The organism is Corynebacterium nasicanis, assembly GCF_042658165.1.
GTDB classification, from domain to species: domain Bacteria; phylum Actinomycetota; class Actinomycetes; order Mycobacteriales; family Mycobacteriaceae; genus Corynebacterium; species Corynebacterium nasicanis.
Map to the genome: position 1 here is coordinate 733,830 of NZ_JBHSQE010000009.1, position 25,836 is coordinate 759,665.

At 68.3% G+C, this 25,836-nt stretch carries 25 protein-coding genes, 2 tRNA genes and 1 other RNA gene; 17 read left to right on the top strand and 11 right to left on the bottom strand.

Annotated features, from left to right (window positions below):
- The first annotated feature begins 2 nt into the window (after window positions 1–2).
- Window positions 3–2,048 (top strand): ATP-dependent DNA helicase UvrD2, encoded by a 2,046-nt coding sequence (locus ACFPUZ_RS12380; protein ID WP_377002276.1) that lies wholly within the window; start codon window positions 3–5, stop codon window positions 2,046–2,048.
- Here the strand turns inward: ACFPUZ_RS12380 and ACFPUZ_RS12385 are convergent.
- On the bottom strand, window positions 2,006–2,884 hold the full coding sequence (locus ACFPUZ_RS12385) for a hypothetical protein (protein ID WP_377002206.1): 879 nt from the start codon (window positions 2,882–2,884) through the stop codon (window positions 2,006–2,008). The two genes, ACFPUZ_RS12380 and ACFPUZ_RS12385, sit on opposite strands and share 43 nt — an antisense overlap.
- A 33-nt stretch (window positions 2,885–2,917) precedes the next feature.
- Here ACFPUZ_RS12385 and ACFPUZ_RS12390 point away from each other — a divergent pair, with 33 nt between their 5' ends.
- Entirely contained in the window at window positions 2,918–3,406 is a 489-nt protein-coding gene (locus ACFPUZ_RS12390) for a M48 metallopeptidase family protein (RefSeq protein ID WP_377002207.1), read from the top strand.
- Here ACFPUZ_RS12390 and ACFPUZ_RS12395 read toward each other — a convergent pair.
- On the bottom strand, window positions 3,391–3,639 hold the full coding sequence (locus ACFPUZ_RS12395; RefSeq protein WP_377002208.1) for a helix-hairpin-helix domain-containing protein: 249 nt from the start codon (window positions 3,637–3,639) through the stop codon (window positions 3,391–3,393). The two genes, ACFPUZ_RS12390 and ACFPUZ_RS12395, sit on opposite strands and share 16 nt — an antisense overlap.
- Window positions 3,639–5,012 carry a zinc-dependent metalloprotease gene (locus tag ACFPUZ_RS12400; protein ID WP_377002209.1) on the bottom strand — a complete coding sequence of 458 codons (1,374 nt, stop codon included), beginning with the start codon at window positions 5,010–5,012 and terminating at the stop codon, window positions 3,639–3,641. The genes ACFPUZ_RS12395 and ACFPUZ_RS12400 overlap by 1 nt, the downstream gene beginning before the upstream one ends.
- Before the next feature lie 82 nt (window positions 5,013–5,094).
- Here ACFPUZ_RS12400 and ACFPUZ_RS12405 point away from each other — a divergent pair, with 82 nt between their 5' ends.
- Window positions 5,095–6,168: a YlbL family protein gene (locus ACFPUZ_RS12405; RefSeq protein ID WP_377002210.1), complete on the top strand. Its 1,074-nt coding sequence runs from the start codon at window positions 5,095–5,097 to the stop codon at window positions 6,166–6,168.
- Here ACFPUZ_RS12405 and ACFPUZ_RS12410 read toward each other — a convergent pair.
- Together ACFPUZ_RS12410 and ACFPUZ_RS12415 are read right to left on the bottom strand one after the other, a co-directional pair.
- The gene (locus ACFPUZ_RS12410; protein ID WP_377002277.1) at window positions 6,165–6,818 is read right to left on the bottom strand and encodes a hypothetical protein; all 654 of its coding nucleotides are present in this window, start codon (window positions 6,816–6,818) and stop codon (window positions 6,165–6,167) included. The genes ACFPUZ_RS12405 and ACFPUZ_RS12410 overlap by 4 nt on opposite strands.
- Before the next feature lie 30 nt (window positions 6,819–6,848).
- Window positions 6,849–7,334 (bottom strand): PPA1309 family protein, encoded by a 486-nt coding sequence (locus tag ACFPUZ_RS12415; RefSeq protein WP_377002278.1) that lies wholly within the window; start codon window positions 7,332–7,334, stop codon window positions 6,849–6,851.
- Between the two features lie 137 nt (window positions 7,335–7,471).
- On the opposite strand from ACFPUZ_RS12415, the gene ACFPUZ_RS12420 reads away from it, so the two are divergent.
- From ACFPUZ_RS12420 to ACFPUZ_RS12435, 4 genes are all read left to right on the top strand, one after another.
- Window positions 7,472–10,441, top strand: coding sequence for a UPF0182 family protein (locus ACFPUZ_RS12420; protein ID WP_377002211.1), 2,970 nt, complete (start codon window positions 7,472–7,474; stop codon window positions 10,439–10,441).
- A gap of 101 nt (window positions 10,442–10,542) precedes the next feature.
- Window positions 10,543–10,619, top strand: a tRNA-Met gene (locus tag ACFPUZ_RS12425).
- A gap of 183 nt (window positions 10,620–10,802) precedes the next feature.
- A tRNA-Met gene (locus tag ACFPUZ_RS12430) sits at window positions 10,803–10,879 on the top strand.
- A gap of 169 nt (window positions 10,880–11,048) precedes the next feature.
- On the top strand, window positions 11,049–12,104 hold the full coding sequence (locus ACFPUZ_RS12435) for a S1 family peptidase (protein ID WP_377002212.1): 1,056 nt from the start codon (window positions 11,049–11,051) through the stop codon (window positions 12,102–12,104).
- 71 nt (window positions 12,105–12,175) lie between these two features.
- Here the strand turns inward: ACFPUZ_RS12435 and hisN are convergent, their stop codons facing one another.
- Together hisN and ACFPUZ_RS12445 are read right to left on the bottom strand one after the other, a co-directional pair.
- Window positions 12,176–12,961, bottom strand: a complete 786-nt coding sequence (gene hisN, locus ACFPUZ_RS12440) for a histidinol-phosphatase (protein WP_377002214.1) — start codon at window positions 12,959–12,961, stop codon at window positions 12,176–12,178.
- The gene (locus ACFPUZ_RS12445) at window positions 12,958–13,827 is read right to left on the bottom strand and encodes an inositol monophosphatase family protein (protein ID WP_377002215.1); all 870 of its coding nucleotides are present in this window, start codon (window positions 13,825–13,827) and stop codon (window positions 12,958–12,960) included. The genes hisN and ACFPUZ_RS12445 overlap by 4 nt, the downstream gene beginning before the upstream one ends.
- 430 nt (window positions 13,828–14,257) lie before the next feature.
- On the opposite strand from ACFPUZ_RS12445, the gene ACFPUZ_RS12450 reads away from it, so the two are divergent.
- The 10 genes from ACFPUZ_RS12450 to ACFPUZ_RS12495 all read left to right on the top strand — a co-directional run bounded on the left by ACFPUZ_RS12450 (window position 14,258) and on the right by ACFPUZ_RS12495 (window position 20,899).
- A complete protein-coding gene (locus ACFPUZ_RS12450; RefSeq protein WP_377002216.1) occupies window positions 14,258–14,584 on the top strand; it encodes a hypothetical protein in 327 nt (108 codons plus the stop codon).
- 11 nt (window positions 14,585–14,595) lie between these two features.
- A complete protein-coding gene (gene prfB / locus ACFPUZ_RS12455) occupies window positions 14,596–15,699 on the top strand; it encodes a peptide chain release factor 2 (protein ID WP_377002217.1) in 1,104 nt (367 codons plus the stop codon).
- Window positions 15,700–15,773: 74 nt separating this feature from the next.
- Window positions 15,774–16,463: a cell division ATP-binding protein FtsE gene (gene ftsE / locus ACFPUZ_RS12460; RefSeq protein ID WP_377002218.1), complete on the top strand. Its 690-nt coding sequence runs from the start codon at window positions 15,774–15,776 to the stop codon at window positions 16,461–16,463.
- Between the two features lie 15 nt (window positions 16,464–16,478).
- Window positions 16,479–17,381 carry a permease-like cell division protein FtsX gene (ftsX, locus tag ACFPUZ_RS12465; protein WP_377002219.1) on the top strand — a complete coding sequence of 301 codons (903 nt, stop codon included), beginning with the start codon at window positions 16,479–16,481 and terminating at the stop codon, window positions 17,379–17,381.
- A gap of 5 nt (window positions 17,382–17,386) precedes the next feature.
- The gene (locus ACFPUZ_RS12470; RefSeq protein WP_377002220.1) at window positions 17,387–17,983 is read left to right on the top strand and encodes a hypothetical protein; all 597 of its coding nucleotides are present in this window, start codon (window positions 17,387–17,389) and stop codon (window positions 17,981–17,983) included.
- A 68-nt stretch (window positions 17,984–18,051) separates the two neighbouring features.
- On the top strand, window positions 18,052–18,609 hold the full coding sequence (locus tag ACFPUZ_RS12475) for a hypothetical protein (RefSeq protein ID WP_377002221.1): 558 nt from the start codon (window positions 18,052–18,054) through the stop codon (window positions 18,607–18,609).
- A gap of 13 nt (window positions 18,610–18,622) precedes the next feature.
- Complete coding sequence (gene smpB, locus ACFPUZ_RS12480; protein ID WP_377002222.1) at window positions 18,623–19,111, top strand: SsrA-binding protein SmpB; 489 nt, start codon at window positions 18,623–18,625, stop codon at window positions 19,109–19,111.
- Window positions 19,108–19,455, top strand: a complete 348-nt coding sequence (locus ACFPUZ_RS12485) for a DUF488 domain-containing protein (protein ID WP_377002223.1) — start codon at window positions 19,108–19,110, stop codon at window positions 19,453–19,455. The genes smpB and ACFPUZ_RS12485 overlap by 4 nt, the downstream gene beginning before the upstream one ends.
- 47 nt (window positions 19,456–19,502) lie before the next feature.
- Window positions 19,503–19,879, top strand: a transfer-messenger RNA (tmRNA) gene (ssrA, locus tag ACFPUZ_RS12490).
- An 81-nt stretch (window positions 19,880–19,960) separates the two neighbouring features.
- Window positions 19,961–20,899 (top strand): Dyp-type peroxidase, encoded by a 939-nt coding sequence (locus ACFPUZ_RS12495; protein WP_377002224.1) that lies wholly within the window; start codon window positions 19,961–19,963, stop codon window positions 20,897–20,899.
- Window positions 20,900–20,971: 72 nt separating this feature from the next.
- Here the strand turns inward: ACFPUZ_RS12495 and ACFPUZ_RS12500 are convergent, their stop codons facing one another.
- Genes ACFPUZ_RS12500 through ACFPUZ_RS12515 form a run of 4 tightly spaced genes read right to left on the bottom strand, consistent with a single transcriptional unit; the run spans window position 20,972 to window position 25,834 of the window.
- Complete coding sequence (locus ACFPUZ_RS12500) at window positions 20,972–21,856, bottom strand: sugar ABC transporter permease (RefSeq protein ID WP_377002226.1); 885 nt, start codon at window positions 21,854–21,856, stop codon at window positions 20,972–20,974.
- The gene (locus ACFPUZ_RS12505) at window positions 21,856–23,403 is read right to left on the bottom strand and encodes an ABC transporter permease subunit (protein WP_377002227.1); all 1,548 of its coding nucleotides are present in this window, start codon (window positions 23,401–23,403) and stop codon (window positions 21,856–21,858) included. Before ACFPUZ_RS12505 ends, ACFPUZ_RS12500 begins: the two co-directional genes overlap by 1 nt.
- Window positions 23,400–24,656 carry a sugar ABC transporter substrate-binding protein gene (locus ACFPUZ_RS12510; RefSeq protein WP_377002229.1) on the bottom strand — a complete coding sequence of 419 codons (1,257 nt, stop codon included), beginning with the start codon at window positions 24,654–24,656 and terminating at the stop codon, window positions 23,400–23,402. Before ACFPUZ_RS12510 ends, ACFPUZ_RS12505 begins: the two co-directional genes overlap by 4 nt.
- Window positions 24,653–25,834 carry an ABC transporter ATP-binding protein gene (locus ACFPUZ_RS12515; protein ID WP_377002231.1) on the bottom strand — a complete coding sequence of 394 codons (1,182 nt, stop codon included), beginning with the start codon at window positions 25,832–25,834 and terminating at the stop codon, window positions 24,653–24,655. Before ACFPUZ_RS12515 ends, ACFPUZ_RS12510 begins: the two co-directional genes overlap by 4 nt.
- Window positions 25,835–25,836 lie beyond the last annotated feature (2 nt).

Consider the following 25,836-nt stretch of genomic DNA (forward strand, 5'->3'; position numbering starts at 1 on the left):
CCATTCTCGACCTCTCCGATCTGGATGAGGATCAGCGGGTCGCGGCCACCGCGCCCCGCGGGCCGGTGTGCATCCTGGCCGGCGCGGGCACGGGTAAGACCCGCACCATCACGTACCGCATCGCGCACCTGATCAACCAGGGTTTCGTCAGCCCCAACCGGGTGCTGGCCGTCACCTTCACCTCGCGTGCGGCAGGCGAGATGCGCCACCGTCTGCACCTCATGGGTATCGGCGGGGTGCAGGCGCGGACCTTCCATGCGGCGGCGCGGCGCCAGCTCTCCTACTTCTGGCCGCAGGTCGCCGGATCCCTGCCGTGGCGCCTGCTGGACAACAAGTTTCCCCTGGTGGGCCGCGCCGCCCGCGGGGTGGGCGTGGAGTCCACGACGGAAAACGTGCGTGACCTCCTCGGGGAGATCGAGTGGGCGAAGGCCAGCCTCATCACCCCGGACCAGTACGCCGAGCGGATCATCGGCACGGACCGCACCCCGCCGGTGCCCGCTGCGACGGTGGCGGAGGTCTACCGGCGTTACGAATCTGCCAAGACGACCGAGGAGGGCATGCTCCTCGACTTCGACGACCTCCTCCTCCACGTCGCCGCCGCGCTGGAAAACGCGCCGGGCGTGGCGGAGGAGTTTCGGGAGCAGTACCGCACCTTCGTCGTCGACGAGTACCAGGACGTCACCCCCCTGCAGCAGCGAGTGCTGCAGGCCTGGCTGGGGGACCGGGACGACCTCACCGTCGTCGGCGACGCCAACCAGACCATCTACTCCTTCACCGGCGCCACCCCCAGCTTCCTCCTCGATTTCCCGCGGACCTACGAGAACGCGACCCTGGTCAAGCTGCAGCGCGACTACCGCTCCACCCCGCAGATCACCGACCTGGCGAACACGGTCATCGGGCAGGCGACCGGGCGGGTCGCCGGCACCCGCCTCCAGCTGCAGGGCATGCGCCCCGACGGCCCCGAGCCGACCTTCCACTCCTACGATGACGAACCGACCGAGGCCCGGGAGGTCGCCGGGCAGATCCTCAGCCTGCTCAATCGCGGGGTGCCGGCGAGTGAGATCGCGGTGCTCTACCGCATCAACGCCCAGTCCCAGGTCTTCGAGCAGGCGCTGGCCGACGCCGGCATTCTCTACCAGGTCCGCGGCGGGGAGGGCTTCTTCAACCGCGCCGAGATCCGCCAGGCGGTCTCCGAGCTCGTCCGCGTGGCGCAGCGCACCGATCTTCCCGACGACCCCGTCGCGGTCACCCGCGCGGCCCTCGCCCCGCTCGGCCTGACCCCCACCGAGCCGGAGGGCGCGCAGGCCCGGGAGCGCTGGCAGTCGCTCGTGGCGCTGGTCGATCTCGTGGAGGAACTCGTCCGCGCGCAGCCGGATCTATCCCTCACCGGGGTGCTCCAGGCTCTGCGGCAGCGTGCCGAATCCAAGCATCCGCCCACCGTGGAGGGCGTGACCCTGGCCAGCCTCCACGCCGCGAAGGGCCTGGAGTGGGATGCCGTGTTCCTCGTCGGTCTGGTGGAGAACACCCTGCCCATCTCCCACGCCATCAAGGCCGGGGCGCATCAGGTGGAGGAGGAACGCCGCCTCTTCTACGTCGGCATCACCCGCGCGCGTGAGCACCTGCACCTGTCCTGGGCGCTGGCCCGGCAGGAGGGCGGGCGGCAGTCGCGCACCCGCTCCCGCTTCCTCGACGGGGTGGTGCCCGCCCTGGAGATCGAGGAGGTCCCCGCCCGCACCGTGCGCCCCAAGCGCTGCCGCGTGTGCGGTGGCCCGCTGGGCACGCCGGGGGAGAAGGTGCTCGGACGCCACGAGGGCTGCCCCTCCGGGGCGGACGAGGAGGTCTTCGAGACCCTGCGCGCCTGGCGCGCCGAGGTCTCCCGCGAGGCCGGCGTCCCCGCGTATATCGTCTTCTCCGACGCCACGCTCATGGCGCTCGCCGAGGCGCTGCCCGGCAGCCGCACCGAGCTTCTCGACGTCCCCGGGGTCGGCCCCGTCAAGGTCGAGCGTTACGGTGCGCAGTTGCTCGCCGTCATCGCCGCATTCCGGTAAGTGAGGCTGAAACACACCGGGCACCGGGGGTGGGTGCCCAGCACCTCGCGGGTGGACTCCGCCCACGGGTCGGTGACGAGGATCTCGCCCGGCGTCGGTGCCAGGGGTAGGACGCCCGGTGGGGCGGGCACCCCGGCCAGGGCCGAGACGAGCGCCGTGGCCTGTCCCGCCACCATGCCGAGGGCGGCGGGGGCGGGCCGCGCCGGGCCGCCGGGCAACTGGGTGACCACGCGGTGCCACAGCGCGTCCCGGTCGGTGCGGTGCAGGTCGTGGCACAGGGGGCAGGGCCCGTGCGCGTCGATACGCAGCGGCCCGATGACCCCCCGATGATCGACCAGCGACACCGGCACCGACGTCGGCGCGAAACGCGTGAGCATGGGGGCCATGGAACGGGAATGCGCCAGGCGGTCCACGACGACGACCGGGACCGTGATCTCGGTGGCCGCGAGGTAGGCGTACTCGGATTCGCCCCGGATGGGGGAGCGCACGCTCACCCCGGCGCTGGTGAGCAGCTCCGTGAGCAGCTGCGCCAGCCGCCCGCGGCCCAGCAGGATCACCGACGCCCCCGCGTGCGGGATGAGGATGCGGTAGGCCAGCAGATCATCGAGGAGGCTGTCGGCGGCCGCGCGGTGCAGGCCGGCCCCGGTCAACCCGGCCACCAGGTCCGGGCGGGTGCGTGGGCGGCGGCTGCCCAGGAGCGTGGCCATGATGAGCGGCGCCTGCGAGGTCTCGATGACCCCGGCCCGCGTCGCATCCACCCCGAACTGCAGCGCATCGCGGCCCCGCAGGTAGACGTGGGCCCCGTCCGCCAGCCGCAGCTTCTTCCCATCCCCCATGGGCATATCTGACCACAGATACAATGCCGTGTCATGCCCACCGTTGAGGTCATCCGCTCCGCCCGCCGTACGCGTACCGTCCAGGCGCGGCTGGTGGGCGACACCGTCGAGGTCCGCATCCCCGCCCGCATGAGCGCCGCGGAGGAGGAGAAGGCGGTGGCCGACATCCTGGCCAAACTCCGGCGCCGCACCGCCTCCTCGGCCACCTCGGATGAGGACCTGCAGGCCCGGGCGGAGGGACTCAACGCCCGCCACCTCGAGGGGCAGGCGCAGATCGGGTCAATCAGGTGGGTGTCCAACCAGAACACCCGGTGGGGTTCCTGCACGCCGTCGACGGGGGCGATCCGCATCAGCGACCGCCTACGGAGGGTCCCCGACTACGTCCTCGACGCCGTCCTCCTCCACGAGCTGGTGCACACTTTCATTCCCGGGCACGGGCCCGAGTTCTGGGCGTGGGCCGACCGGGCCCCGCAGGCCGAGCGGGCCAAGGGCTACCTGGAGGCCTATCAGCGATTCGGGTGAACGTGCCCGCGCGCCGCCTCCACGGCCCCTTCGATGGCCTTCCGGGCCTGCGGCGAGTTCCGCCAACACGTCGATCCGGTGGCGGCCGCGCCGCCGTCGAGAATCTCCTCGACATCGGCGGTGGCGAGGTCCTGCAGGCTGGTGTAGCCGAGCTGTTCCAGACGGGTGAGCACCGTCGGGCCGAGGAATCGCACCGCCAACAGCAGGTCGCGTTCCTCCGGGGGGAACCCCACTAGTCCTGCTTGCCCGGGTTTTCCTCGCCCGGGTTCTCGTCCTGCTCGCGCAGCATCTCCTCGAGCTTGGCAAATTCGCGGTCGAACTCATCGGACTCACCCTCGCCGAGGAGCCCGTCAATGAAGTCGGCGGAGTTGTCCAGCTGCTCGGCAGAGGGCATGAGGTCGGGGTGCTCCCAGATGCCGTCGCGGCGCTCCTGGCCCACGGCGACGTCGACGCGGCGCCACAGCTCCACGGCCTCGGCGACCTTGGGGGCGGCGAACTCGATGCCGACGATCTTGGCGAAGGCCTGCTCGGCGGAACCGCCGGTCGCGCGGCGGCGACGCCACGCCTCGGTCATCGTCTTGGTCGAGGGGATCCGCTCGCTCATCGCCTGGTCGACGACGTACTCGACCCAGCCTTCGACGAGCGCCAGCAGGGTCTCCAGGCGGGAGACGGCCTGGGCGTTGCGGGAGGAGATCCGCGGGGAGAGGTCCATGCCCTGCAGGCGCTGCATCGCGTCCTGGATGGCGGCGGGATCCCCGGACTCGAGGTTGAGCTCGCGGGTGGCCTCCTCGATGTGGGAGGTGTCGATGACCAGCCCGGCGGCGTACTCCTCGACGGAGGAGACGAGGCGCTCCACCAGCCACGGGACGTGCCGGTAGAGGCGCTGGCGGGCCGATTCGCGGGCGGCGATGTAGACCATGAGCTCCTGGGCGGGCACGGTGAGCTCGCGGCCCGCGGCAGTGATGTTCGCCGGCAGCAGCGCCGTGACGTCGGTCGGGGCGACGGGCAGGCCGAAGTCGGAGCCGGTGAGCGCCTGCTTGGCCAGATCCCCCAGCGCGTTGCCCAGCTGCATGCCGAAGTTCATGCCGGACATCTGGTTCATCATCTGCAGCATCGGGCCGACCATCTCCCGGGCCTCCTCCGGCAGGGACGCCAGCTGGGCCTCACTCATGTGGGTGGCCACGGGGCTGACCAGCCGCTTCCACATCGGCAGGGTCTGCGTCAGCCAGTCCTCGGCGTTCCACGCCACGACCCGGCCGCCCGCGGTGGGCATCTGCGTGGTGTCGTCGAGCCACAGCTCGGCGAGGCGGGCGGCCTCCTCGACGGCGGCGCGTTCCTGCTCGCTGACGGCGGTGGTCTGGCCGATCTGCTGCCGCGCGATGCGTTCCGCCAGGGCGTAGTTGACGGGGCCCTGCCCCTCGGGCGAGTTCATGGAGGAACCCATGCCGGAGAGCATCTGGCCGAACTGGTTGAGCATGTCGCCCAGCCCGCCGGATCCGTCCGCCCCGCCGAAACCGAAGGGGCCGAAGGGATTCTGGTCGCGCCGCGACTTGTCATCGTCGTCGTCGCCTGGTCCGAAAGAGAAGCCGAATCCACCTGTGTTCATGGCCCCCAATCTACCGGCGTGCGGCAACCGGAGGCCACGATGTGGGCAACGCTGACAGCGAACACAGGTACCCTGATTCTCCGTGAACGATTCCGCCACCCCCGCCTCCCGCCGACTGCGCACCCTCGTCTGGGGTGCCGTGCCGGTGCTGGCGCTCACCGCCCTGGTGTCGATGGACCACATCCCCGGCACCGACATCTCCCTCACCGTGCCCTATGCGGCGGAGGGGCCGGGGCCGATGTTCGACACCCTCGGGGAGGTCGACGGCACCCCGGTCGTCGAGATCAGCGGCGCGCCGGCGGACGGCACCGCCGGTGAACTGCGCATGACCACGGTGTCCGTGCGCTCCGGCATGACCCTGGCGCAGGCCCTGAGCCGCTGGCTCACCACCGAGGACACCCTCGTGCCCATCGAGCAGGTCTTCCCCCCGGATCTCAGCCCCGAGCAGGTGGAACAGGCGAACAAGGCGGCCTTCTCCTCCTCCGAGGCGGCGGCCACCGTCGCCGCGATGAACTGGCTGGGCCGGCCGGTGGAGATCGTCGTGGCCGAGGTCATCGAGGATTCGGCGGCGACCGGCCACCTGGACAGCGGTGACGTGATTACGGCGGTGGACGGACGGGGCGTCGATAAGCCGGGTCAGGTGCAGGAACTGGTGCGTGCGAAATCACCCGGGGACGAGGTCACCGTCTCGCTGCGCCGCGGCGGCGAGGAGCGCGAGGAGAAGATCGCCCTGGGCGCCAACCCGCAGGACGAGTCGGTGGCGATGCTCGGCGTGTACATGGATTCGCAGCCCGTCGACGGCGTCGAGGTGTCCTACAACCTGCAGGACATCGGAGGGCCGAGTGCGGGCATGATCTTCTCGCTGGCGGTGATCGACAAGCTCTCCCCGGGCGAGCTCAACGCCGGTCGCCGCGTGGCCGGCACCGGCACGATCGCCGAGGACGGCACCGTCGGTTCCATCGGCGGCATCGAGCACAAGGTGCGCGCGGCGGCCGACGACGGCGTCGAACTCTTCCTCGCGCCCACCGCCAACTGCGCGGAGGCGTTGCAGGGCAAGCGCGGGGACATCGTCGTCGCGCAGGTGGACACGCTCGATGACGCGATCACCGCGATGAAGGATTTCGGGGCCGGACGCGATGTCGTGACCTGCGGTTAAGCTTCCGCCTCGGCGGTCTCCTCCGGCTCCGCGGAGGGGCGTTCGACGAGGCCGAGATCGTAGATCCGCTCCTCCGGGTCGACGCGGTCGGAGGAGACCATCTGCTGCATGACCAGGCCCTCCTCATTATCGACGACCGTGATCACCGCCGTGGTCCCCAACGTCGACCACCCCACGACCGTGCGGCCGGTGTCCTCGACGACACGCGAGCTGCGCAGCTCCGTGATGAGTTGCGTCGTCGAGGCCGCCTTCGACATCGACCGGAAGAACTGGAACTGACCCACCTCCGGGCCCGAGCACTCCCAGGAATCATTGATCCCGCTGTCATTGCACGACTCGAACTGGCGGAACAGGGACGCGGGCGCGACCGAGCCGAAGATCTTCTCCACCTTCGCCACGTCGTCGGGCACGCCCCGCTTGCTTGTCGACGACACCGTGGTCCCCGTCGTGCTCGTGGCCTCCGTTGTCTGTGGCGCGCGGCTTGTCGACGGCGGGGTGGTCGGGGTGGTGGTGGGGGTGGTGGTCGCGGTCGCGGTCGTGGTCTCGGCCGGGGGAGCCGGCGGTTCCTCCGTGCCGCACGCCACCAGACCGGCGCAGAACAGAACAGCGCACGAGGCGGCGGTGACGCGGGGGAATCGCACGGGGCTCAGACTCCTAGGGTTGAGACGTTCCGGGCCAGTCTAGTCGACGTCCCCGAGGTCCTGCTCGAGGCCGAAACGCAGCGCGGACAGCACCCCGGGGGCCACCTCCGGTCCGCCGCGCAGCTGAATGTCATCCTCGGCGAAGGCACCGCGCTCCGCCAGCTCCTCCTCGGTGGGGCGCAGCTGCAGCAGGGTGAGCTCGACCCCCTCCGGGCGCAGGACGCCGGAGTAGAGGCGGGCGGGGCGGGCGGGGGCGTCGTCAAGCGAGGCCTCCCGGAACATGATCTCCTGCGCCAGCACGACACCCTCGACCTCCGCGGGCCAGGCCAGGCGGGCGAGGTAATCGCCCAGCTCATCGGAACCCGGGAGGATGTGCTCGGGCAGGTCCTGCACGACGAGAGTGAGGGGAGCGGCGTCATCGGGGTCCGCCAGCTGGTCGGCCAGCAGCCGGGTCGGCACCAGTGCGAAGAGGGTCGGGGCGGCGTCCCATCCTTCGGCGTGCACGAACTCGACAGCCTCCATCATGGCCTTGTTCAGCGCCTGCACGGTGTTTTCGGGAACTGTCACGGTCCATCCTTCGTTGGTCACACAGTGGTGTACTTCTCTAGGCTAAGGACAGTACACCGGCAAAAAGTATGTCTTAAATAATTAGGAGCAAGGACTTGGCCACCGGCCTCTCACAACCCTCCCCGTCCCTCAACCGGCCCCCACGGCTGCTGAGCTGGATCGTCGGCGTCGTCGCCGCGCTGTTCATCCTCACGCCCATGGCGATCGGTTTCTACACCGACTGGCTCTGGTTCGGTGAAGTTGATTTCCGCGGCGTGTTCACCAAGGTGCTGCTCGTGCGCCTGGCGTTGTTCTTCGTCTTCGCGTTGATCGCCGGCTTCATCGTCTGGCTGGCCGGATACTTCACCTGGCGCAACCGCCCCGACACCCTCGAGACCCTCGACCTCAACTCCCCGGTCCACCAGTACCGGCAGGCGCTGGACAAGTCCGTCCGCGCCCTGCTCATCGGCATCCCCGTCGTGGTGGGGCTGTTCGCCGGCTTCGTCGGCCAGGGCACGTGGCGCACCGTCATGATGTTCCTCAACGGCAGTGACTTCGGGGTGCAGGACCCCCAGTTCGGGCACGACCTCGGCTTCTACGCCTTCAGCCTGCCGATGATCGTCCTCGTCGTGGAGACCCTCTCCGTGCTGCTGGTCGTCGCCTTCGTCATCGCGCTCATCGGGCACTACCTGCTGGGCAGCATCCGCATCGGCAACCAGGCCATGGGCGTCAAGGGGCACATCTCCCGCGCGGCCCGCATCCAGCTCGCCGTCACCGGCGGACTGTGGATGCTGCTGCAGGCGGGCTCGTACTTCCTCGACCGCTACACCCTGCTGTACTCCACCCAGTCGCAGGGCACCTTCACCGGCGCCGGATACACCAACATCCACGCGCACCTGCCCGCCAAGATGATCCTCATGATCATCGCGATCTTCGTCGCCGTGGCGTTCTTCTCGGCGATCGTGCTCAAGGACCTGCGGATCCCGGCGCTCGGTGTCGTGCTCCTGCTGCTGTCCTCCTTCGTCGTCGGCGTCGCCTGGCCGCTGCTCATGGAGCGCTTCTCCGTCCAGCCGAACCGCGTGGCGAAGGAAGCCGAGTACATCTCCCGCAACATCGAGTCCACCCGCCAGGCCTATGGGCTTACCGACGACCAGGTCACCTACCTGGAGAACTGGGGCCAGGGCGGGGCCTCCGACGAGGCCGTCGCCGCCGACGAGGCCACCATCTCCAACATTCGCCTCCTGGACCCGGAGATCCTCGCCCCGACGTTCACCCAGATGCAGCAGCTGCGCAACTTCTACGGCTTCCCGGAGACCCTCAACGTCGACCGCTACGAGGTGGACGGCCAGCTGCGTGACTTTGTCGTCGCGGCCCGTGAGATGGACCCCAACGCCCTGCGCGAGAACCAGCGCGACTGGATCAACCGCCACACCGTGTACACCCACGGCAACGGCTTCATCGCCGCGCAGGCCAACACCGTCGACGAGGCTGCCCGCGACGCCGGCTCCACCCGCGGTGGTTTCCCGGTGTTCACCGTCTCCGACCTGCAGACCAACGCCGCCCGCCAGGCCGCCGAGGAGGCGGAGGAGCTGGGCATCAAGGTTGACCAGCCGCGGATCTACTACGGCCCGGTCATCGCCAACGCCTCCGACGGCGCCGACTACGCCATCGTCGGCGAGAACGGCACCGGAGCGGTCGAGTACGACACCGACACCTCCTTCTACACCTACGACGGTGAGGGTGGTGTCGACATCGGCAACATCATCAACCGCGGTGCCTTCGCCATGCGCTACCAGGAGATGAACCTCATCCTCTCCGACCGCGTCCACGGCAACTCCAAGATCCTCTTCGAGCGTGACCCGCGTTCCCGCGTGGAGAAGGTCGCCCCCTGGCTGACCACCGACTCCAAGACCTACCCGGCCGTCATCGACGGCCGCATCAAGTGGATCGTCGACGGCTACACCACCCTGCGCGCCCTGCCGTACACCGAGCAGACCTCGCTGACCGAGACCACTGCCGACGCCCTCAACCCGGACGGCACCACCCGCGCGCTGATCACCGACAACGTCGGCTACATCCGCAACTCCGTCAAGGCCACCGTCGACGCCTACGACGGCACCGTCGAGCTCTACGAATTCGACACCGAGGACCCCGTCCTCAAGGCGTGGAAGGGCATCTTCCCCGACACCGTGAAGCCGGAGTCGGAGATCTCCGCCGAGCTGCGCCAGCACCTGCGCTACCCCGAGGACCTGTTCAAGGTGCAGCGCGACCTGCTGGCCCGCTACCACGTCGACGATCCGGGCGTCTTCTTCACCAACGACGCCTTCTGGTCCGTCTCCGAGGATCCCACCGCACCGGAGGGGCGCAACAACCTCAACCAGCCGCCGTACTACGTCGTCGCCGCTGACCCGGAGACCAAAGAGCCTAGCTTCCAGCTGATCACCCCGTTCCGCGGCCTCGAGCGCCAGTTCCTCTCCGCGCACATGGCCGTCAGCTCCGACCCGGAGACCTACGGGCAGATCACCGTCCGCGTCCTGCCGACCAACACCCAGACCCAGGGTCCGAAGCAGGCGCAGGATGCGCTCATGTCCTCCGACCAGGTGGCGCGTGACCGCACCCTGTGGGAGGGCACCAACCAGCTGCACAACGGCAACCTGCTCACCCTGCCGGTCGGCGGCGGGGAGATCCTCTACGCGGAGCCGATCTACTCCCAGCGCAAGAACCAGGAATCGGCCTTCCCGAAGCTGCTGCGCGTGCTCGTCTCCTACAAGGGCCGCGTCGGTTACGCCCCGACGATCTCCGAGGCGCTCGCCCAGGTGGGCATCGACCCGCGCGCCGCGCAGGACATCGCCGGCACGCCCGCCGAGGTGACCCCGGAGACCGGCGACACCCCGGAGGAGCAGGACACCCAGGCCCCGACCCCGCCGGCCGCCGGCGGCGGAACCGAGGGAGAGGCCATCGACCGCATCAACGACGCACTGCGCAAGATCGAGGACGCGCGCAACGGCTCCTTCGAGGAGTACGGCAAGGCCCTCGACGAGCTCGACCGCGCCGTCGCCGATTACCGCTCCGCGGGCGGCAACTAACCCGTCGTAGCCTGGGGATTTGTGAAGATCCCCGGGCTGTGGGTATAGTTCAACATCTGCCACGGAAACGTGGTCAGGTGCACAAAGTGAATAGCACCCGTCGCGGGGTGGAGCAGCTCGGTAGCTCGCTGGGCTCATAACCCAGAGGTCGTAGGTTCGAATCCTGCCCCCGCTACCAATTCACCACGACACCCTCCCAGCCTCACGGCCGGGAGGGTGTTGTCGTTGGTGGGGGAGGGCACTGGTCTTGTCGGGGACGGGGCGTCGATAAGCGGGCTGCCTGGGGATTTGGGGGAAGCGGCGGCAGGTTGCTATAGTCACACATGTCGTTAAGGCGACGGTGAAAGTGAATAGCACCCATCGCGGGGTGGAGCAGCTCGGTAGCTCGCTGGGCTCATAACCCAGAGGTCGTAGGTTCGAATCCTGCCCCCGCTACCAATTCACCACAACACCCTCTCAACTCCGGTTGGGAGGGTGTTGTCGTTGGTGGGGTGCGTGCCTCGGTAACCTTTCGGACACGACATTCATGTCCATCCTCGGGAAGTGGGCGGGCGTGGCATGATGTGGAGGTATTCATTCGGCTCCACCAGAAGAGGACCCCACCCACATGCGACGGCACGCCCGCATACACAAGATCATGACGGCAGTACTGGTGACCGGAGCGGTGACGTGGGCGATGCCGTCCGTGGCGGCGCAGGAGCAGCCCCTTGAGGTGGCCTCGGCGGATGTCATCAACGGGGTGCGGGCGCAGCTCGCCTCCCTCGGGGTGCAGACCGCGCCGGTGGACCCGGCGCTCACCGATGCCGTTGACCAGGCGATCATCACCCATCTGCCCAACACCCGTCTCCGCGAGGAACCGGCCCCGGCCCCGTACGCCAACGGCGAGGCCTGGGTCGAAGGCGCGGAAGCCGCCCTGGACCAGAACTACCTGTGGACCGATCATCCGATCGACAAGGCCATGGCCGGCAAGCCCGCCGCGGAGTGGGTCCTGCACCGCGTGCCGGGTTCCTGGTTCGATGCCCCGCGCATCCCGGAGGAGTCGGTGGTGGTGCAGAACCAGGACAAGTCCCTCTACGGGCCGGGCACCCCGATTTTCGTCGGTGACCAGATGATGTGCACCCTCGGCGTGGTGGGTACGGACGCCGCCGGCCGCAAGGTCGGCATCACCGCCGGTCACTGCGGCGATCCGGGGGACAAGGTCTGGTCCGCCGACTCCTGGCAGGTGGGGGCTTCGGGCACCGTCGCCGCCAGCAACAAGCTGCACGACTACTCCGTCATCGAGCTGGGCTCCAACACGGAGATCTCCCGCACCTACAACGGCGTGACCGTCAACAGTGTCGGCGGCCCGGTCGTGCCGGGGCAGATGCTGTGCAAGCAGGGTGTGGCCACCGGCACCACCTGTGGACATGTGTGGTCCGCAGATGAGGCGATGCAGATCTCCCAGCTGTGCGCCATGGTCGGCGATTCCGGCGCTCCGGTGCTCGCGGGGGACCGCATGGTGGGCATGGTCTCCGGCGGTGTTCTCGCTGATCAGCGCTACTCCTGCCGGACCCCGCTGCAGGGTGGACTGTTCATGCCGACCGTGTCGACGAACGTGGACAACGTCCTCGCGGACATGAACAACCGGGGCGGTGTCGGCGCCGGTTTCCACCTCGCCGACTAGCTTATCGACGCCCCCTTCAACGCCTCGGCCCCCACTGTCACCGGACAGTGGGGGCCTTAGTGTTGCGGGGGTTATCCGCGGAGGGCGTCGAGGGCGGCGTCATGGAGCAGGCCGTTGGTGGCGATGGCGTCCCCGCCGTGGGGCCCGTCCTGCCCGGCGAGTGAGGTGAAGCGCCCGCCGGCCTCGGTGACCAGCACCGACAGGGCGGCCAGGTCCCAGAGGGAGACCTCGGGCTCGGCGGCGATGTCCACCGCCCCCTCGGCGACGAGGCAGTAGGAGAAGAAGTCCCCGTAGCCGCGCAGTCGCCAGGTGGCATCGGTGAGGGCGACGAAGTTCTCCCGCAGTCCGCGCGCGGCCCAGCCTTCGAGGGAGGAGAAGGAGAGGGAGGCGTCGGCAAGCGAGGCGACCCCGGAGACGCCGAGCTTCTTCGGGGAGCCGCCGCTGAAGGTGCGCCAGGCGCCGGACTCGGCGGCGGCGTACCAGCGCCGGGCCAGTGCCGGGGCGGAGACGACGCCGACGACCGGGACGCCGTCGACCAGCAGGGAGATGAGGGTGGCCCACACGGGCACGCCGCGGACGAAGTTCTTGGTGCCGTCGATGGGGTCGATGACCCACTGGCGGCCTTCGTGGCTGGCCTCCCCACCGAACTCCTCGCCGAGGATGGCGTCCGCGGGGCGGGCTTCCGCGAGCTTGGCGCGCAGGGCCTCCTCGCACGCGAGGTCCGCGTCGGAGACCGGGGTCATGTCGGGCTTGGCGGTGACGTTGAGGTCCGTGGCCTCGAAGCGCTCGAGGGTCAGCGAATCGGCGAGGTCGGCGAGTTCGAGGGCGAGGGCGAGGTCATCGGCGTAACTGGTCATGCCGTCATCCTAGCCAGCGCCGCAGCGACGTGTTCCACGGCGCGGGAATTGCCGGCCACGCACCACGTGACCCCTCCGGCCTCGACCTTCACCCCGACACCCCCGGCGCCCTCGACCAGCGCGAGGCCGGGCAGCCAGTCCCAGTCGGCGACGGAATGCTGCACCCACACGCCCAGGGTGCCGTCGGCCACGGAGGCCAGGTCGACGGAACCCGCACCCAGCATGCGCAGGGTCGCCACTTCGGTGACCGCCCGCATCCAGGCCTCCGCGCGCTCCGGCCGGGCCAGGGAGGTGGGGTGGATGTAGGTGCCCAGGCTCAGCTGCGAGGCGTCGACCTCCTGCAGTCGCGCCACCTCCTGGCCGTCCCGCGTGGTGGGAATCTCGGGCCCGCCCACCCAGGTGTAGCCCATCGCCGGGCGATGGACGGCGCCGAGGATGATCTTCTCCGGGTTATCCGGGCTCCCCTCGACGAGCGCCAGGGCGGAGCACCAGTAGTCCGAACCGGAGGCGAAGTTGTAGGTCCCGTCGACCGGGTCGACCACCCAGTAGCGGGTGGAGCTGGAGGGACGCTCGGCGCCCTCCTCGCCGAGGATGCCGTCCTCGGGCCGCAGCTGAGCCAGCGCCCCGGAGATGAAGTCCTCGGCGGCGCGGTCGGCGATGGTGACGACATCCGAGACCGAGGTCTTCTGTTCGGTGGGCAGGCCCTGCTCCCGCAGCCGCCACGCCAGGCGGCCGGCGTTGTAGACGAGCGTCTGGGCGAGGTGGAGATCGGAATCCTGCTCGTGCGCGATGACGAAGGTCTTCGTGATGGCGGCGATCATGTCGTCGAGGGAGGCGGCGGGATGCTGTTCGTTCATGCGCACCATTGTGCCCGGAGCGCCAGCGGGTGTCCGGATGAGGGTTGGTCGCGGCGACAGGCATATCACCCCAGGCATAGCTTCCCATGGATAGAGCGAGAGGTCCGGGTGGCTGGGGTCCCGCGTACTCGACCTATAGCTGCCCTGATATTGCTGCCGAGATATGCCTTCCGGCGTAGCGTGAAGGCATGCTCTTCCTAGTGCTGTTGACCATCGCCAGCGGCTTCGCCCTGGCTGGGGGATTCTGGGCCCGTCAACTTGACGGGACCGGGCAGCTGACAGGGGTGCTCAGGCTGCGGAGGGCGGCGTGAGTGCCGTCGGGCTCATCGTGGCGGGGGCCCCGCTCCTCTGGCCGCTCGGCATGATGGTCATCGCCGGGCTCTCCCTGCGGGCTTGAGGCTCGCTCATCCTGGGGGTGGCCGGTGGTTTCGTCATCTGGATGATCACCATGCCCCGGATGCTGCTGGGCCACGAGTACCACTGGGCGCAGGTGGTGGCGTGCGGGCTGGCCTCGGTCATCCTCGTCATCGTCCTGGGCACCAAGGTCTCCCCCAAAGGGCTCCTGCCGGCGTGGGCCACGTCCTTCGGCCTCACGCTCGGCTTCCTGGTCGCCGAGGTGATCCCGGATGAGACCAGCATGAACGCGATGGGGCTGCCCTTCATCGCCGCCGGCACCGCCCTCGGGTTGGCCGTGCCCGCGGGGTTCGCGCGCGCCTTCGCGGAGCCGGGGCAGGGGGCTGCGGAGGGGCGTCGAGAAGCACAGTAGAGTAGGGCCTTATGCGACCGGATATTTCTGCAGCACTCGATGACCTCAACGCGACCCTCACCACGATCGAGAAGGTGATGGACCCGGAGGAGATGTCGGCCCGCGTGCGCGAGCTCGAGCAGCAGGCTGCGGACCCGGGTCTGTGGGACAACCCGGATCACGCCCAGCAGGTGACGTCGGAGCTCTCGGCGGTGCAGGGGAAGCTGCGCAAGCTCACCGACCTGCGGCAGCGGCTGGAGGATCTCCCGGTCATGTACGAGCTGGCCGAGGAGGAGGGGGAGGGCGATGAGTTGGCCGATGAAGAGCTGGCCGACATGCGCACCCAGATCGAGGCGCTCGAGGTGCAGACCATGCTCTCGGGCGATTATGACCAGCGTGAGGCGCTGATCAACATCCGCTCCGGTGCCGGTGGCGTCGACGCCGCGGACTGGGCCGAGATGCTCATGCGCATGTACACCCGCTGGGCGGAGAAGAACGGCCACAAGGTCGACGTCTACGACATCTCCTACGCGGAGGAGGCGGGCATCAAGTCCGCGACCTTCGTCGTCCACGGCGATTACATGTACGGCCAGCTCTCGGTGGAGCAGGGGGCGCATCGCCTCGTGCGCATCAGTCCCTTCGACAACCAGGGCCGCCGCCAGACCTCCTTCGCGGAGGTGGAGGTGCTGCCGGTCGTCGAGCAGGTGGACTCCATCGAGATCCCGGACAACGACGTGCGTGTCGACGTCTACCGGTCCTCGGGTCCCGGCGGCCAGTCGGTGAACACGACCGACTCGGCGGTGCGGTTGACGCACATCCCGACGGGCATCGTCGTGACCTGTCAGAACGAGAAGTCCCAGATCCAAAACAAGGCCTCGGCCATGCGGGTCCTGCAGGCGAAGCTGCTGGAGCAGAAGCGTCAGGAGGAGCGCGCCGAGATGGATGCGCTCGGCGCCGGCGGGCAGGCCTCGTGGGGTAACCAGATGCGCTCCTACGTGCTGCACCCCTATCAGATGGTCAAGGACCTGCGCACGAACTTCGAGGTCAATGACCCCTCCAAGGTGCTCGACGGCGACATCGACGGTTTCCTCGAGTCGGGGATCCGCTGGCGGATGGCCGAGCAGCAGGGGGAGTAGCGCTTGCTTTCCGGTTGCCTGTGAATGGTCACACTCGCCCCATGCGTCACACGGGGTTGGCTACAGTGTGAGAGGTGATCACCTTCGATTCCGTCACCAAGGTCTATCCGACCTCGACACGGCCGGCGCTGGACAACATCTCGCTCACCATCGACAAGGGTGAGTTCGTGTTCCTCATCGGCCCCTCGGGGTCGGGCAAATCCACCTTCCTCGAGCTGATGATCCGGGAGGAGAACGTCTCCTCCGGCGACATCCACTTCGCGGACTTCCACGTCAACCGCCTCAAGGGCGGGCAGGTCAACCAGCTGCGCCGCCGGATCGGCTACGTGTTCCAGGATTTCCGCCTCCTGCCGAAGATGAACGTCCACGACAATGTGGCCTTCGCCCTGGAGGTCATCGGCAAGTCACGCGCCCAGATCGCCAAGGCGGTGCCCGAGGTGCTCGACATGGTGGGCCTGGCCGCCAAGGCCGACCGCATGCCCAACGAACTCTCCGGTGGTGAGCAGCAGCGCGTGGCCGTGGCCCGCGCCGTGGTCAACCGCCCGCTGCTCCTGCTCGCCGACGAGCCCACCGGCAATCTGGACCCGGAGACCTCCGACGACATCATGGCCCTGCTCAATCAGATCAACCGCGGAGGCACGACCGTCATCATGTCGACCCACAACGCCCGCACCGTCGATGACATGCGCCGCCGCGTCGTCGAGCTGCACCTGGGCAAGCTCGTGCGCGACGATGCCCGCGGCGTCTACGGCGAGACCCGCTAGGGAAGGAAGCAGCACATGAAACTCGGATTCGTCTTCCGCGAGGCCTTCCGCGGCCTGGGCCGTAACTTCACCATGACCATCGCCCTTATCATCACCACCGCCATCTCCCTGGCGCTGCTGGCCACCGGTTTCCTGGTGACCAAGATGACCGAGGACACCAAGGACATCTACCTCGACCGCGTCGAGGTAATGGTCCAGCTCGACGAGGACATCTCCGCCAACGATGCGGACTGTTCCTCCGCGGCGTGCCGCGAGGTCCGCGAGCTTCTCGACGGCGCCGAGGGCGTCGACTCCGTCACCTACCGTTCCCGCGAGCAGTCCTTCGAGCGTTTCGTCGAAGTCTTCGGCGACACCGACCCGCAGCTGGTGGCCGAGACCTCCCCGGATGCCCTGCCTGCCGCCCTCCACGTGCGGCTCAGCGATCCGCTGGATCAGTCCCCGCTGGAGCCCATCCGGGACCTCGAGCAAGTGGACACCATCGTCGACCAGGTCGATGACCTGCGCGGCGCCACCGAGAACCTCGACGCCGTCCGCAACGCCACCTTCCTGGTGGCGGGCGTGCAGGCCATCGCGGCGATCTTCCTCATCGCCAACATGGTGCAGATCGCGGCGTTCTCGCGCCGCGATGAGATCTCCATCATGCGCATGGTCGGCGCCTCCCGCTGGTACACGCAGGCCCCCTTCGTCCTCGAGGCCGTGCTGGCCACGATCATTGGTGCCCTGCTGGCCACGGCGGGGCTGTTCCTGGGCAAGCAGTTCGTCATCGACAAGGCGCTGCGCGGCCTCTACGATTCGCAGCTCATCGCCCCGGTCACCACGGCGGACATCTGGCTGGTGGTGCCCATCGTCGCCGTCATCGGCATCATCTTCGCCGGCCTGACCGCACAGGTGGCCTTGCGCAGCTATGTGAGAAAGTAGAGCCCATGACCTGGACCCTGGCGTTGACCGCCACCCCCTTAGGCCTCGGCGCCGCCAAGCTCGGCGCCGCCGGCACCCCGGAGATCACCGGCTTCTTCCCGGAGGTCGACCGCGCCGTGCGCCTGTCCTCCGAGGGAGAGGAATCCCGCTCCCCGGAAAAGGCGATCCTCATCGTCGAGACCGACCTCAAGCCGCACGAGCTCAAGTGGTACCTCGGCGAACTCATCATCTCCGGCATCCCGGGGCACAAGGTGCAGGTCCGCACGGACGTCGAGGTGCTCTCGACCGCGGAAGGGGAGCAGGCCACCCTCGTCGAGTACCCGGTCGAGGCGCCGAAGAAGAACCTCTTCGGCGCGCAGCCCGAGCCGGTGCCCACGCCCGTCACCGTCACCTTCCCCACGGCGGGGGAGAAGTCCTACGAGCGTGTCGACGTCGCGCAGCTCGCCCTCGAGCACCCGAGTTCCGAGTCCCTCATCTCCGTTCCCGAGCCTTCCGACGCGCCCCAGGACCTCGCCCCGGAACGCAGCTCCAGCGCGACCCGCTTCGTGCTCATCCTGGCCATCGCACTCATCGTCGTGCTGGGAGTCGTGTTCCTCCTCTGATGTGGGAACTGGGGCTGTCGTACGGGGAGAGCGGCGTCGGGTCGGCCGCCGGAAAGCACCTTATGGGTGTGTTCCCCACGGTGGCCCGCGCCGTCCATGCCGCCGCCCAGCTCGGCGACGGCCCGCCCGCGCGCGTCGTCCTCGTCCACCCCTCCGGGATGTCCGTCACTGACCTCGGCCGCGTCGTCGGTGAGCTGGCCATCGCCGGCGTCGCCGACGATGACGTCCAGCTGCTCGCCGACATCGAGGTCCTGCACCGCCTCACCGGTCACCGCGTCCTGCTTATCGACGCCGACCGGGACCTCCTCACCACCTACCCCGGCCGGAGCGAGACCTTCGATGCGGATCGGGTGGCGGCGCTCGTCGCGAAGCAACCCTATGAGACGACCGTGGCGCTGACCGGCCACCCGGAGCTGCGCGACCGCTTCCACGTCGCCGTGCGCGACTACGCTCCGATGATCGTCGAACGCGCCGCGCTCGCTGCGCTGGCGCTGCAGGTGCCCGCCACCACCGAACTCAGTTCCACCCCGCGCACCGCCGGGGCCCTACGTCGGCGGCCCATTGCGCCGCTCGTGGGGTCCGCGATACTGGTTGCGGCGATCATCGTGCTGATTCTCCTGCTGTAACATGGTTCGGACTATGGGCAAGAAGAAGAAAACACAGGACCGCAGCGTCCTGGCCACCAACCGCCGGGCCCGGCACGACTACCACATCCTGGAGACCTACGAATGCGGCGTCGTGCTGGTGGGCACGGAGATCAAGTCGCTGCGCGAGGGCAAGGTGTCCATCGCCGATGCCTTCGCCACCGTCGACGAGGGCGAGGTGTGGCTGCGCAACCTCCACATCCCCGAGTACTCCCTGGGATCGTGGACCAACCACTCGCCGAAGCGCACCCGCAAACTCCTGCTCCACCGCCGGGAGATCGATTCCATCATGGGCAAGGTCCGCGACGGCAACCGCACCCTCGTGCCGCTGCAGCTCTACCTCAAGGACGGTCGCGTCAAGCTCGAGCTCGGGCTCGCGCAGGGTAAGCAGGACTACGACAAGCGCCAGGACATCAAACGCCGCACCGAGGAGCGCGAGATCACCCGCGAGCTCGGACGCCGCGTCAAGGGCATCGCCGGGTGATCCGCGCGGCGAAGCTGCACGACGTCCTGCACGGCACGGATGTTGTGTCAGGCCGCGGCGTGCTCGTCGACCGGCTGTGGCCGCGCGGCGTGTCGAAGGAGGACATGCCGTGGGACTGGGAGCCCTCCGTGGCCCCCTCGCCTGAACTGCGGAAGTGGTTCGGACACGACGTGTCCAGGTGGGAGGAGTTCCACCGCCGCTACCGGGCTGAGCTTGCCGCCGGGGCCGGCGCCGCCCTGGCCGGGGAGGATGACCTCACGCTTCTCTACGCCGCCGCCGACCGTGAGCACAACCACGCCATCGTGCTCGCCGCATGGTTGACAGAGCAGATTCACAGCAGTTAACATGGGCCATCCTGCGGAAAGATTGCACAATCCCGTCCGCAGAGTACGGGGCTGATTTTGGTTTCGACTTCGTACATTGAGCCAGGGGAAGCGTGCCGGTGCAGGCTGAGGACCACCGTGAGCGTCGCAGCAAACCCATAAGCGCCGAGAACACTCAGCGCGACTACGCCCTCGCTGCCTAAGTAGCGACCGCGTGTCTGTCAGACCGGGCTCGTTCCCGACCCGGACCCTGGCATCGACTAGGGAACTTGCCGTCTCGCCGCGTCAGCGGGGTGAGACGGGACTCTTACCGCTGACTGGGCCCATCATCCGGAACGTGTTCGTCCGAGCCGGAGGGTCGAGCAGAGATCTGGCGCGAACTGCGCACGGAGAAGCCCTGGCGAGGTGACGGAGGACCCGGGTTCAATTCCCGGCAGCTCCACAAATAGGCCCCTGACCTGCACTAATAGGTCGGGGGCCTTCCCTTTTCCTGTCCCGCGGGGCCACCGGCCACTACAGTGGTGCCATGTCGAGAGTCAGGACCCAGGACATCGTCGTCGACCCCGCGAAGTCGGCCGTGATCATCGTGGTGAGTGTCCACGCAGGTAGTGAAGGCCCGGTGCGGAGTCTGCTCGCGGATGTGCCCGCCCTCATCCGCTCGGTCGGGTTCCGGGCGAAGGAGGATCAGCTGTCCGCGACCGTCGGGGTCGGCTCCGACGTGTGGGACCGTCTCATCGGTGGCCCGCGGCCGGCGTCGCTGCATCCCTTCCAGCGTCTCGACGGCGCGGTGCACCACGCACCCGCGACGCCCGGCGACCTCGTCCTCCACATCCGTGCGCAGCGCTTCGACCTCTGCTTCGAGCTGGCGCGGGTCATCATGGACCGTCTCGACGGACACGTGGATGTCGTCGACGAGACCCACGCCTTCAAGTACTTCGACGAGCGCGACCTGCTCGGTTTCGTCGACGGCACGGAGAACCCGGACGGGGACGAGGCCGTGGAGGCCGTGCTCGTCGGTGACGAGGACCCGGGGTTCCGGGGTGGCTCCTACCTCATCGTCCAGAAGTACCTGCACGATCTCGGCGCCTGGCATGCGCAGCCGGTCGAGGAGCAGGAGAAGGTCATCGGCCGCACGAAGCTCGACGACATCGAGCTTCCCGACGACATCAAGCCCTCCAACTCCCATGTCGCCGCCAACTCCATCACCGATGAGGACGGCAATGACCTGGCCATCCTCCGCGAGAACATGATCTTCGGGGAGGTCGGCGCCAAGGAGTTCGGCACCTATTTCCTCGGTTACGCGGGGGATCCGGCGGTGACGGAGAAGATGCTGCACAACATGTTCATCGGGGATCCGCCCGGGAATTACGACCGCATCCTCGACTTCTCGACGCCCGTGACCGGCACCCTCTTCTTCATCCCCACCGTCTATCAGCTGGAGGGTCTGGACCGCCCGTCGGACTGACGTCCCGAGTCGAGACCGGTCGCGCCCTGGGGAAACGCGGGCGCGAGGTCAGCCGGACGGGCGGCGCCCCGTCTATCCCTTCACCGCCCCCGTGATGCCGGAGACGATGTAGCGCTGCAGCACGATGAAGAGCAGCACCACCGGGGCTGCGGCGATGACGGCGCCGGCGGTGAACACGCCCCAGTTCTCGCCGAACTGGACGGAGACGAACTGGTAGAGGCCGACGGCGAGGGTCCACTTCTGCGGGTCCTGCAGGACGATCTGCGCCATGAGGAAGTCGGAGAAGCTGGCCACGAAGGCGAGCATGCCGACCACCACGAGGGACGGGGTGATCAGCGGCAGGACGATGCGCCAGTACACCTGGGAGTGGCTGGCGCCGTCGATGACCGCGGCCTTGTCGATCTCGGTGGGCACCGTGTTGAAGAAGCCGAACATGAGGAACGTGTTCGAGCCCAGCGATCCGCCGAGGTAGATGAGGATGAGGCCGGGCAGGGAGTTGAGGCCCAGCCAGGGGTAGACGGACTTGATGGAGAACATGAGCAGGAAGATCGCCACGAAGGCGAGCAGCTGCGGGAACATCTGCACGATGAGCAGGGCGATCAGTCCGGGGCGGCGGGCCCGGAAGCGGTAGCGGGAGAACGCGTACGCCGCCGCGGCACCCATGAGGACGGTGCCGATCGCCGTCACGGAGGAGACGATCATCGAGTTGAGGAACCACCGCAGGTAAGGGTGCTGCTCATCGGTGAGCAGGTTCTGGTAGTTCTCGGCCCCGATGGACTGGAAGAGCTGGTTGGAGCCGGTGAGGGTGCCCTCGGAGGACAGGGACGCCGAGACCACGTAGAGGATGGGGAACAGCGCGTAGACGATGATGATCCAGGCGACGATGTGGCGCCAGCCGCCCCGCTTGAACTGGAGCCACGCTGAACGGCGGTGGATGTCGGTGACGGGGGCGGACATCAGTCGATCTCCTTGAGCGAGTTGGAGCGGATGAGGGTGATGGCGGAGACCACCGCGACCATGATGAAGATCAGCAGGGAGATGGCGGAGGCGACGCCGTACTGGTTCTCACCCGAGGCGAAGGCGATCTTGTAGACGAAGCTGATGAGGATGTCCGTGGCGCCGACGCCGGTGGGGGAGTCGAGGTCGCGGGGGCCGCCGCCGGTGAGCAGGTAGATGACGTTGAAGTTGTTGAAGTTCATGGCGAAGCTGGCCACCAGCAGCGGGCCGACGGCGACCATGAGCAGCGGCAGGGTGATCTTCCGGAAGGTGGTTCCGGCACCGGCGCCGTCGATCTTGGCGGCCTTGTACACGTCGTCCGGGATGGACTGCAGCGCGCCGGTGGTGACCAGGAACATGTAGGGGAAGCCCAGCCAGAGGTTGACCATGACGGCGGAGAGCCGCGCCAGCCAGGGGTCGCCGAGCCAGTTGATGTCGGCCCCGCCGAAGAGCACCTGGTTGAAGAAGCCGAAGTCGGTGTTGAGCAGTCCGGCCCAGATGAGGATCGACAGGAAGGCGGGGAAGGCGTAGGGCATGATGACCAGTGCCCGGTAGAAGCCGCGGAACTTCATGTTCGGGTCATTGAACAGCAGGGCCATGAGCAGCCCGGCGAAGAAGGTGAGCGCCACGGAGAGGAAGGCGAAGACGAAGGTCCAGGCGGTCACCTTGAGGAAGGGGCCGGCGTAGGTGGAGTCGGCGAAGACCTGGGTGAAGTTGGACAGTCCGACGTTGACGCGCCAGCCGGGGAGCAGTTCCGTGCCGTTGGGGGACTGGAAGCTGCCGGTGTCGTTGGGGGTGTAGACGGTGCCGTCGGCGGCGATCATGGCGTCGCGCGCCTCGTCGTAGGTCATCGTCGAGGTGTAGGTGGTGGCGGTGCGGGCGTCGTTGGTGCGCACGACGTCGCCGTCGTCGGGGGAGAGGACGCGGACGTCGAGAACCTCCTGTTGGCGGGCCATCGCGTCCGCGGTGGAGAGCACCTCCCAGCCCTCGACCGCGGTGATGCGCCCGTCCTCGACGGTCGCCTCGACCGGGGTGAGCTGCTCGCCGGTGGGGGCGGCGAGGACGCGGGCGTCGTCAAGCACGGCGAGGCCGAGCCCCGCATCGCTGTCCAGGACCGCGACCGGGCGGACCGGCGCGTCGGGGACGGGCTCGTCGTATTTCAGCTCGATGGCGGTGATGGCGTCGGATTTGGTGGAGTTGTGGCCGTCGCCGTAGTTGGTGAACGCGATGCCCGCGGTGTAGATGACCACGAACACCTGGAAGATGAGCAGCATGATCGCCGCGGGATAGAGGTATTTCCAGGGCAGGGTGCGGCGGTCGTTCCAGAAGTAGACGACGTTCGCGCCGATGAGCGCGAGCACCAGGAAGACCAGCATGCCCCACTGCCCGGCGAGCCAGGAGGCGGCGATGCCGTAGAACCCGAAGGCATTGAGCGCGGCCATGACCAGGAGTTTCAGCCACAGTCCGGCACCTGCTTGTCGACGCCGCGGTTCGAGTGCGGTGGTCACGATTCAATCGCCCTCTCGATGTTGGTGATCATGTTGTCCCAGAGTTGCGCGGGGTCGCCGGCGCCGGTGACGATGCCGTTTTCCGTGGTGCCCCAGAAGTTCCACACCGCACCCATCTGCGGGATCGACGGCATGGGGGCGCCGTCCTCCTGGGCGATGCGGGCGTACTCGGCGAGCACGGGGTCGTCCATACCCGCGAGGGCCTCCCGGTTGGCGGGGGGACGTTGGTTGTTGGTGAACAGCTCCAGCTGGACCTCGGGCCGGGACAGGTAGTTGAGCGCCAGGTCGCGCGCCGCGAGCGGGGAGGCGGAGTTGGCGTTGATCATGAAGGAGGACACGCCGACGAAGGGGATCGCGGGCCGCCCGCCGGCCGAGGGCACGGAGAGGACCGCGATGTCCATGCCCGCGGCCTGGATGTCCGGCAGATTCCAGGGGCCGGCGATGAAGTAGGGTGTCTCGCCGTCGATGAAGGCCTGCTTGGAGATGTCCGGGGTCATGGTGACGATGAGGTCGCGGTTGCGCCCCAGCTCCGCCAGGTAGGCGGCGAAGGCGCGCCCCTCCTCGCCGCCCATGCCCAGCTCCGTGGTGTAGGCGCCGTCCGCGTCGCGACGGAACACCTCGGCGCCGAAGGAGGACTGGAGGGGATAGAGGTGATACGGGTCGCCGGAGGCCTCGGACTGGCTGGTGGTGAAGGCGTACTTCGCCGCACCCGCGTCGATGAGGCGGTGGCCCTCGGCGAGCAGATCGTCGAAGGTGTCCGGGGTGTGCTCGGTGAGGGCGTTGTTCCGGAGCAGGGCGACGTTCTCGATGATGAAGGGCACGCCGTAGTAGCGGCCGTCATAGGTGATCGCCTGCAGGGCGATGTCGAGGAAGGTCTCCTCCGGGTCGATGAGGTCGACGGGGGAGACCGCGCCGTTGTTCACCACCTGGCCGAGCACGTCGTGCGGGGCGACGATGATGTCCGGGCCCTCTCCGGTGGGGACCTGCGTGAGGAAGTCCGAGAGCATCTGGCCGTTGTAGTTGCGCTGGATGACGCGGATGCTCACACCCGTGTCCTCCTGGAAGCGCGCGGCGACCTTCTCCAGTCCCGGGACCTCATACTGGCTGGCCCAGATGGTCAAGGGGCGGGGCCCGCCGAGGAGAGCCCCGGACGTTGTCGGCTGCCCGCCCCCGCAGGCGCTGAGCGCACCCCCGGCGAGGAGGAGACCGGTCGCGCCGAGGAAGCCGCGCCGGGAGATTCTGCGGTCTTTCACCGGGCCAGCACCTCATCCGCACGCAGTGCCTGGCCGTTCTCGCCGTCGAAGAGGTAGAGCGACTCGGGGCTGAACCACAGGTCCATGGCCTCGCCGGTGGCGACGCGGGTGGCGTTGCTCAGGCGGGCCACCAGTTCGCCACCGAGCTCATCGACGCCCGCCTCACGCGCCGCCTGCCGCGCCTCCTCGGTCGGTTGCTCCACCTCGGGCGGGGAGAAGTACACGAAGCGGTCGGCGCCGGTGGATTCGACGAGGTTGAGGGTGGCGGAGATGGTCATGCCGGAGTCGCGCTGCTCCGGGGCGACGAGGTAGGCGTCCTCGAAGGCCTCCGGGCGGATGCCGAGGATGACGGAGTCGCTGGTGGCGCGGGAGGCGGCGTCGATAAGCGCGTCGGGGAGGAGGATCGCTCCGAAACCGGTGCTGACGACGCCGTCGTGGAGGCGTCCCGGCATGAAGTTCATCGACGGCGAGCCGATGAAGCCGGCCACGAAGAGGTTCTCGGGGGAGGCGTAGAGCTCGTCAGGCGAGCCGACCTGCTGGATGACGCCCTTGCGCATGACGACGACGCGGTCGCCGAGGGTCATGGCCTCGGTTTGGTCGTGGGTGACGTAGACGGTGGTCACGCCGAGGTCCTGCTGGAGGCGGGCGATTTCGGCGCGCATCTGGACGCGGAGTTTGGCGTCGAGGTTGGACAGGGGCTCGTCCATGAGGAAGACCTTCGGCCGGCGGACGATGGCGCGGCCCATGGCCACGCGCTGGCGCTGGCCGCCCGAGAGCTGGGCGGGCTTGCGGTCGAGGTACTCGTCGAGGCCGAGGGAGGCGGAGACCTCCGCTACCTTGCTCTGGATCTCGGATTTCGGGAGGCGGGAGAGTCGGAGGGGGAACTCGATGTTCTCCCGGACCGTCATGTGCGGGTAGAGGGCGTAGGACTGGAAGACCATGGCGATGTCGCGGTCGCGGGCGGAGAGGTCGTTGACCACCTGGTCGTCGAAACGCAGTTCTCCGCCGGTGATGTCCTCCAGGCCGGCGATCATGTTGAGGAGGGTGGATTTACCGCAGCCGGAGGGTCCGACGAGGATGACGAATTCTCCGTCACGGATATCCAGGTTCGCGTCCTTGATGGCGTGGTAGCCGTTGGGGTACAGCTTGTCCACATGGTCCAGGGTGATGGTGGCCATTC

What these genes read in the sequence shown, in the direction of transcription:
- ACFPUZ_RS12385 (WP_377002206.1), bottom strand. Translation starts at nt 2,884, where the DNA reads ATGGGGGATGGGAAGAAGCTGCGGCTGGCGGACGGGGCCCACGTCTAC.
- ACFPUZ_RS12390 (WP_377002207.1), top strand. Translation starts at nt 2,918, where the DNA reads ATGCCCACCGTTGAGGTCATCCGCTCCGCCCGCCGTACGCGTACCGTC.
- ACFPUZ_RS12400 (WP_377002209.1), bottom strand. Translation starts at nt 5,012, where the DNA reads ATGAACACAGGTGGATTCGGCTTCTCTTTCGGACCAGGCGACGACGAC.
- ACFPUZ_RS12415 (WP_377002278.1), bottom strand. Translation starts at nt 7,334, where the DNA reads ATGATGGAGGCTGTCGAGTTCGTGCACGCCGAAGGATGGGACGCCGCC.
- ACFPUZ_RS12435 (WP_377002212.1), top strand. Translation starts at nt 11,049, where the DNA reads ATGCGACGGCACGCCCGCATACACAAGATCATGACGGCAGTACTGGTG.
- hisN (WP_377002214.1), bottom strand. Translation starts at nt 12,961, where the DNA reads ATGACCAGTTACGCCGATGACCTCGCCCTCGCCCTCGAACTCGCCGAC.
- ACFPUZ_RS12445 (WP_377002215.1), bottom strand. Translation starts at nt 13,827, where the DNA reads ATGGTGCGCATGAACGAACAGCATCCCGCCGCCTCCCTCGACGACATG.
- ACFPUZ_RS12450 (WP_377002216.1), top strand. Translation starts at nt 14,258, where the DNA reads ATGATCACCATGCCCCGGATGCTGCTGGGCCACGAGTACCACTGGGCG.
- prfB (WP_377002217.1), top strand. Translation starts at nt 14,596, where the DNA reads ATGCGACCGGATATTTCTGCAGCACTCGATGACCTCAACGCGACCCTC.
- ftsX (WP_377002219.1), top strand. Translation starts at nt 16,479, where the DNA reads ATGAAACTCGGATTCGTCTTCCGCGAGGCCTTCCGCGGCCTGGGCCGT.
- ACFPUZ_RS12470 (WP_377002220.1), top strand. Translation starts at nt 17,387, where the DNA reads ATGACCTGGACCCTGGCGTTGACCGCCACCCCCTTAGGCCTCGGCGCC.
- smpB (WP_377002222.1), top strand. Translation starts at nt 18,623, where the DNA reads ATGGGCAAGAAGAAGAAAACACAGGACCGCAGCGTCCTGGCCACCAAC.
- ACFPUZ_RS12495 (WP_377002224.1), top strand. Translation starts at nt 19,961, where the DNA reads ATGTCGAGAGTCAGGACCCAGGACATCGTCGTCGACCCCGCGAAGTCG.
- ACFPUZ_RS12500 (WP_377002226.1), bottom strand. Translation starts at nt 21,856, where the DNA reads ATGTCCGCCCCCGTCACCGACATCCACCGCCGTTCAGCGTGGCTCCAG.
- ACFPUZ_RS12515 (WP_377002231.1), bottom strand. Translation starts at nt 25,834, where the DNA reads ATGGCCACCATCACCCTGGACCATGTGGACAAGCTGTACCCCAACGGC.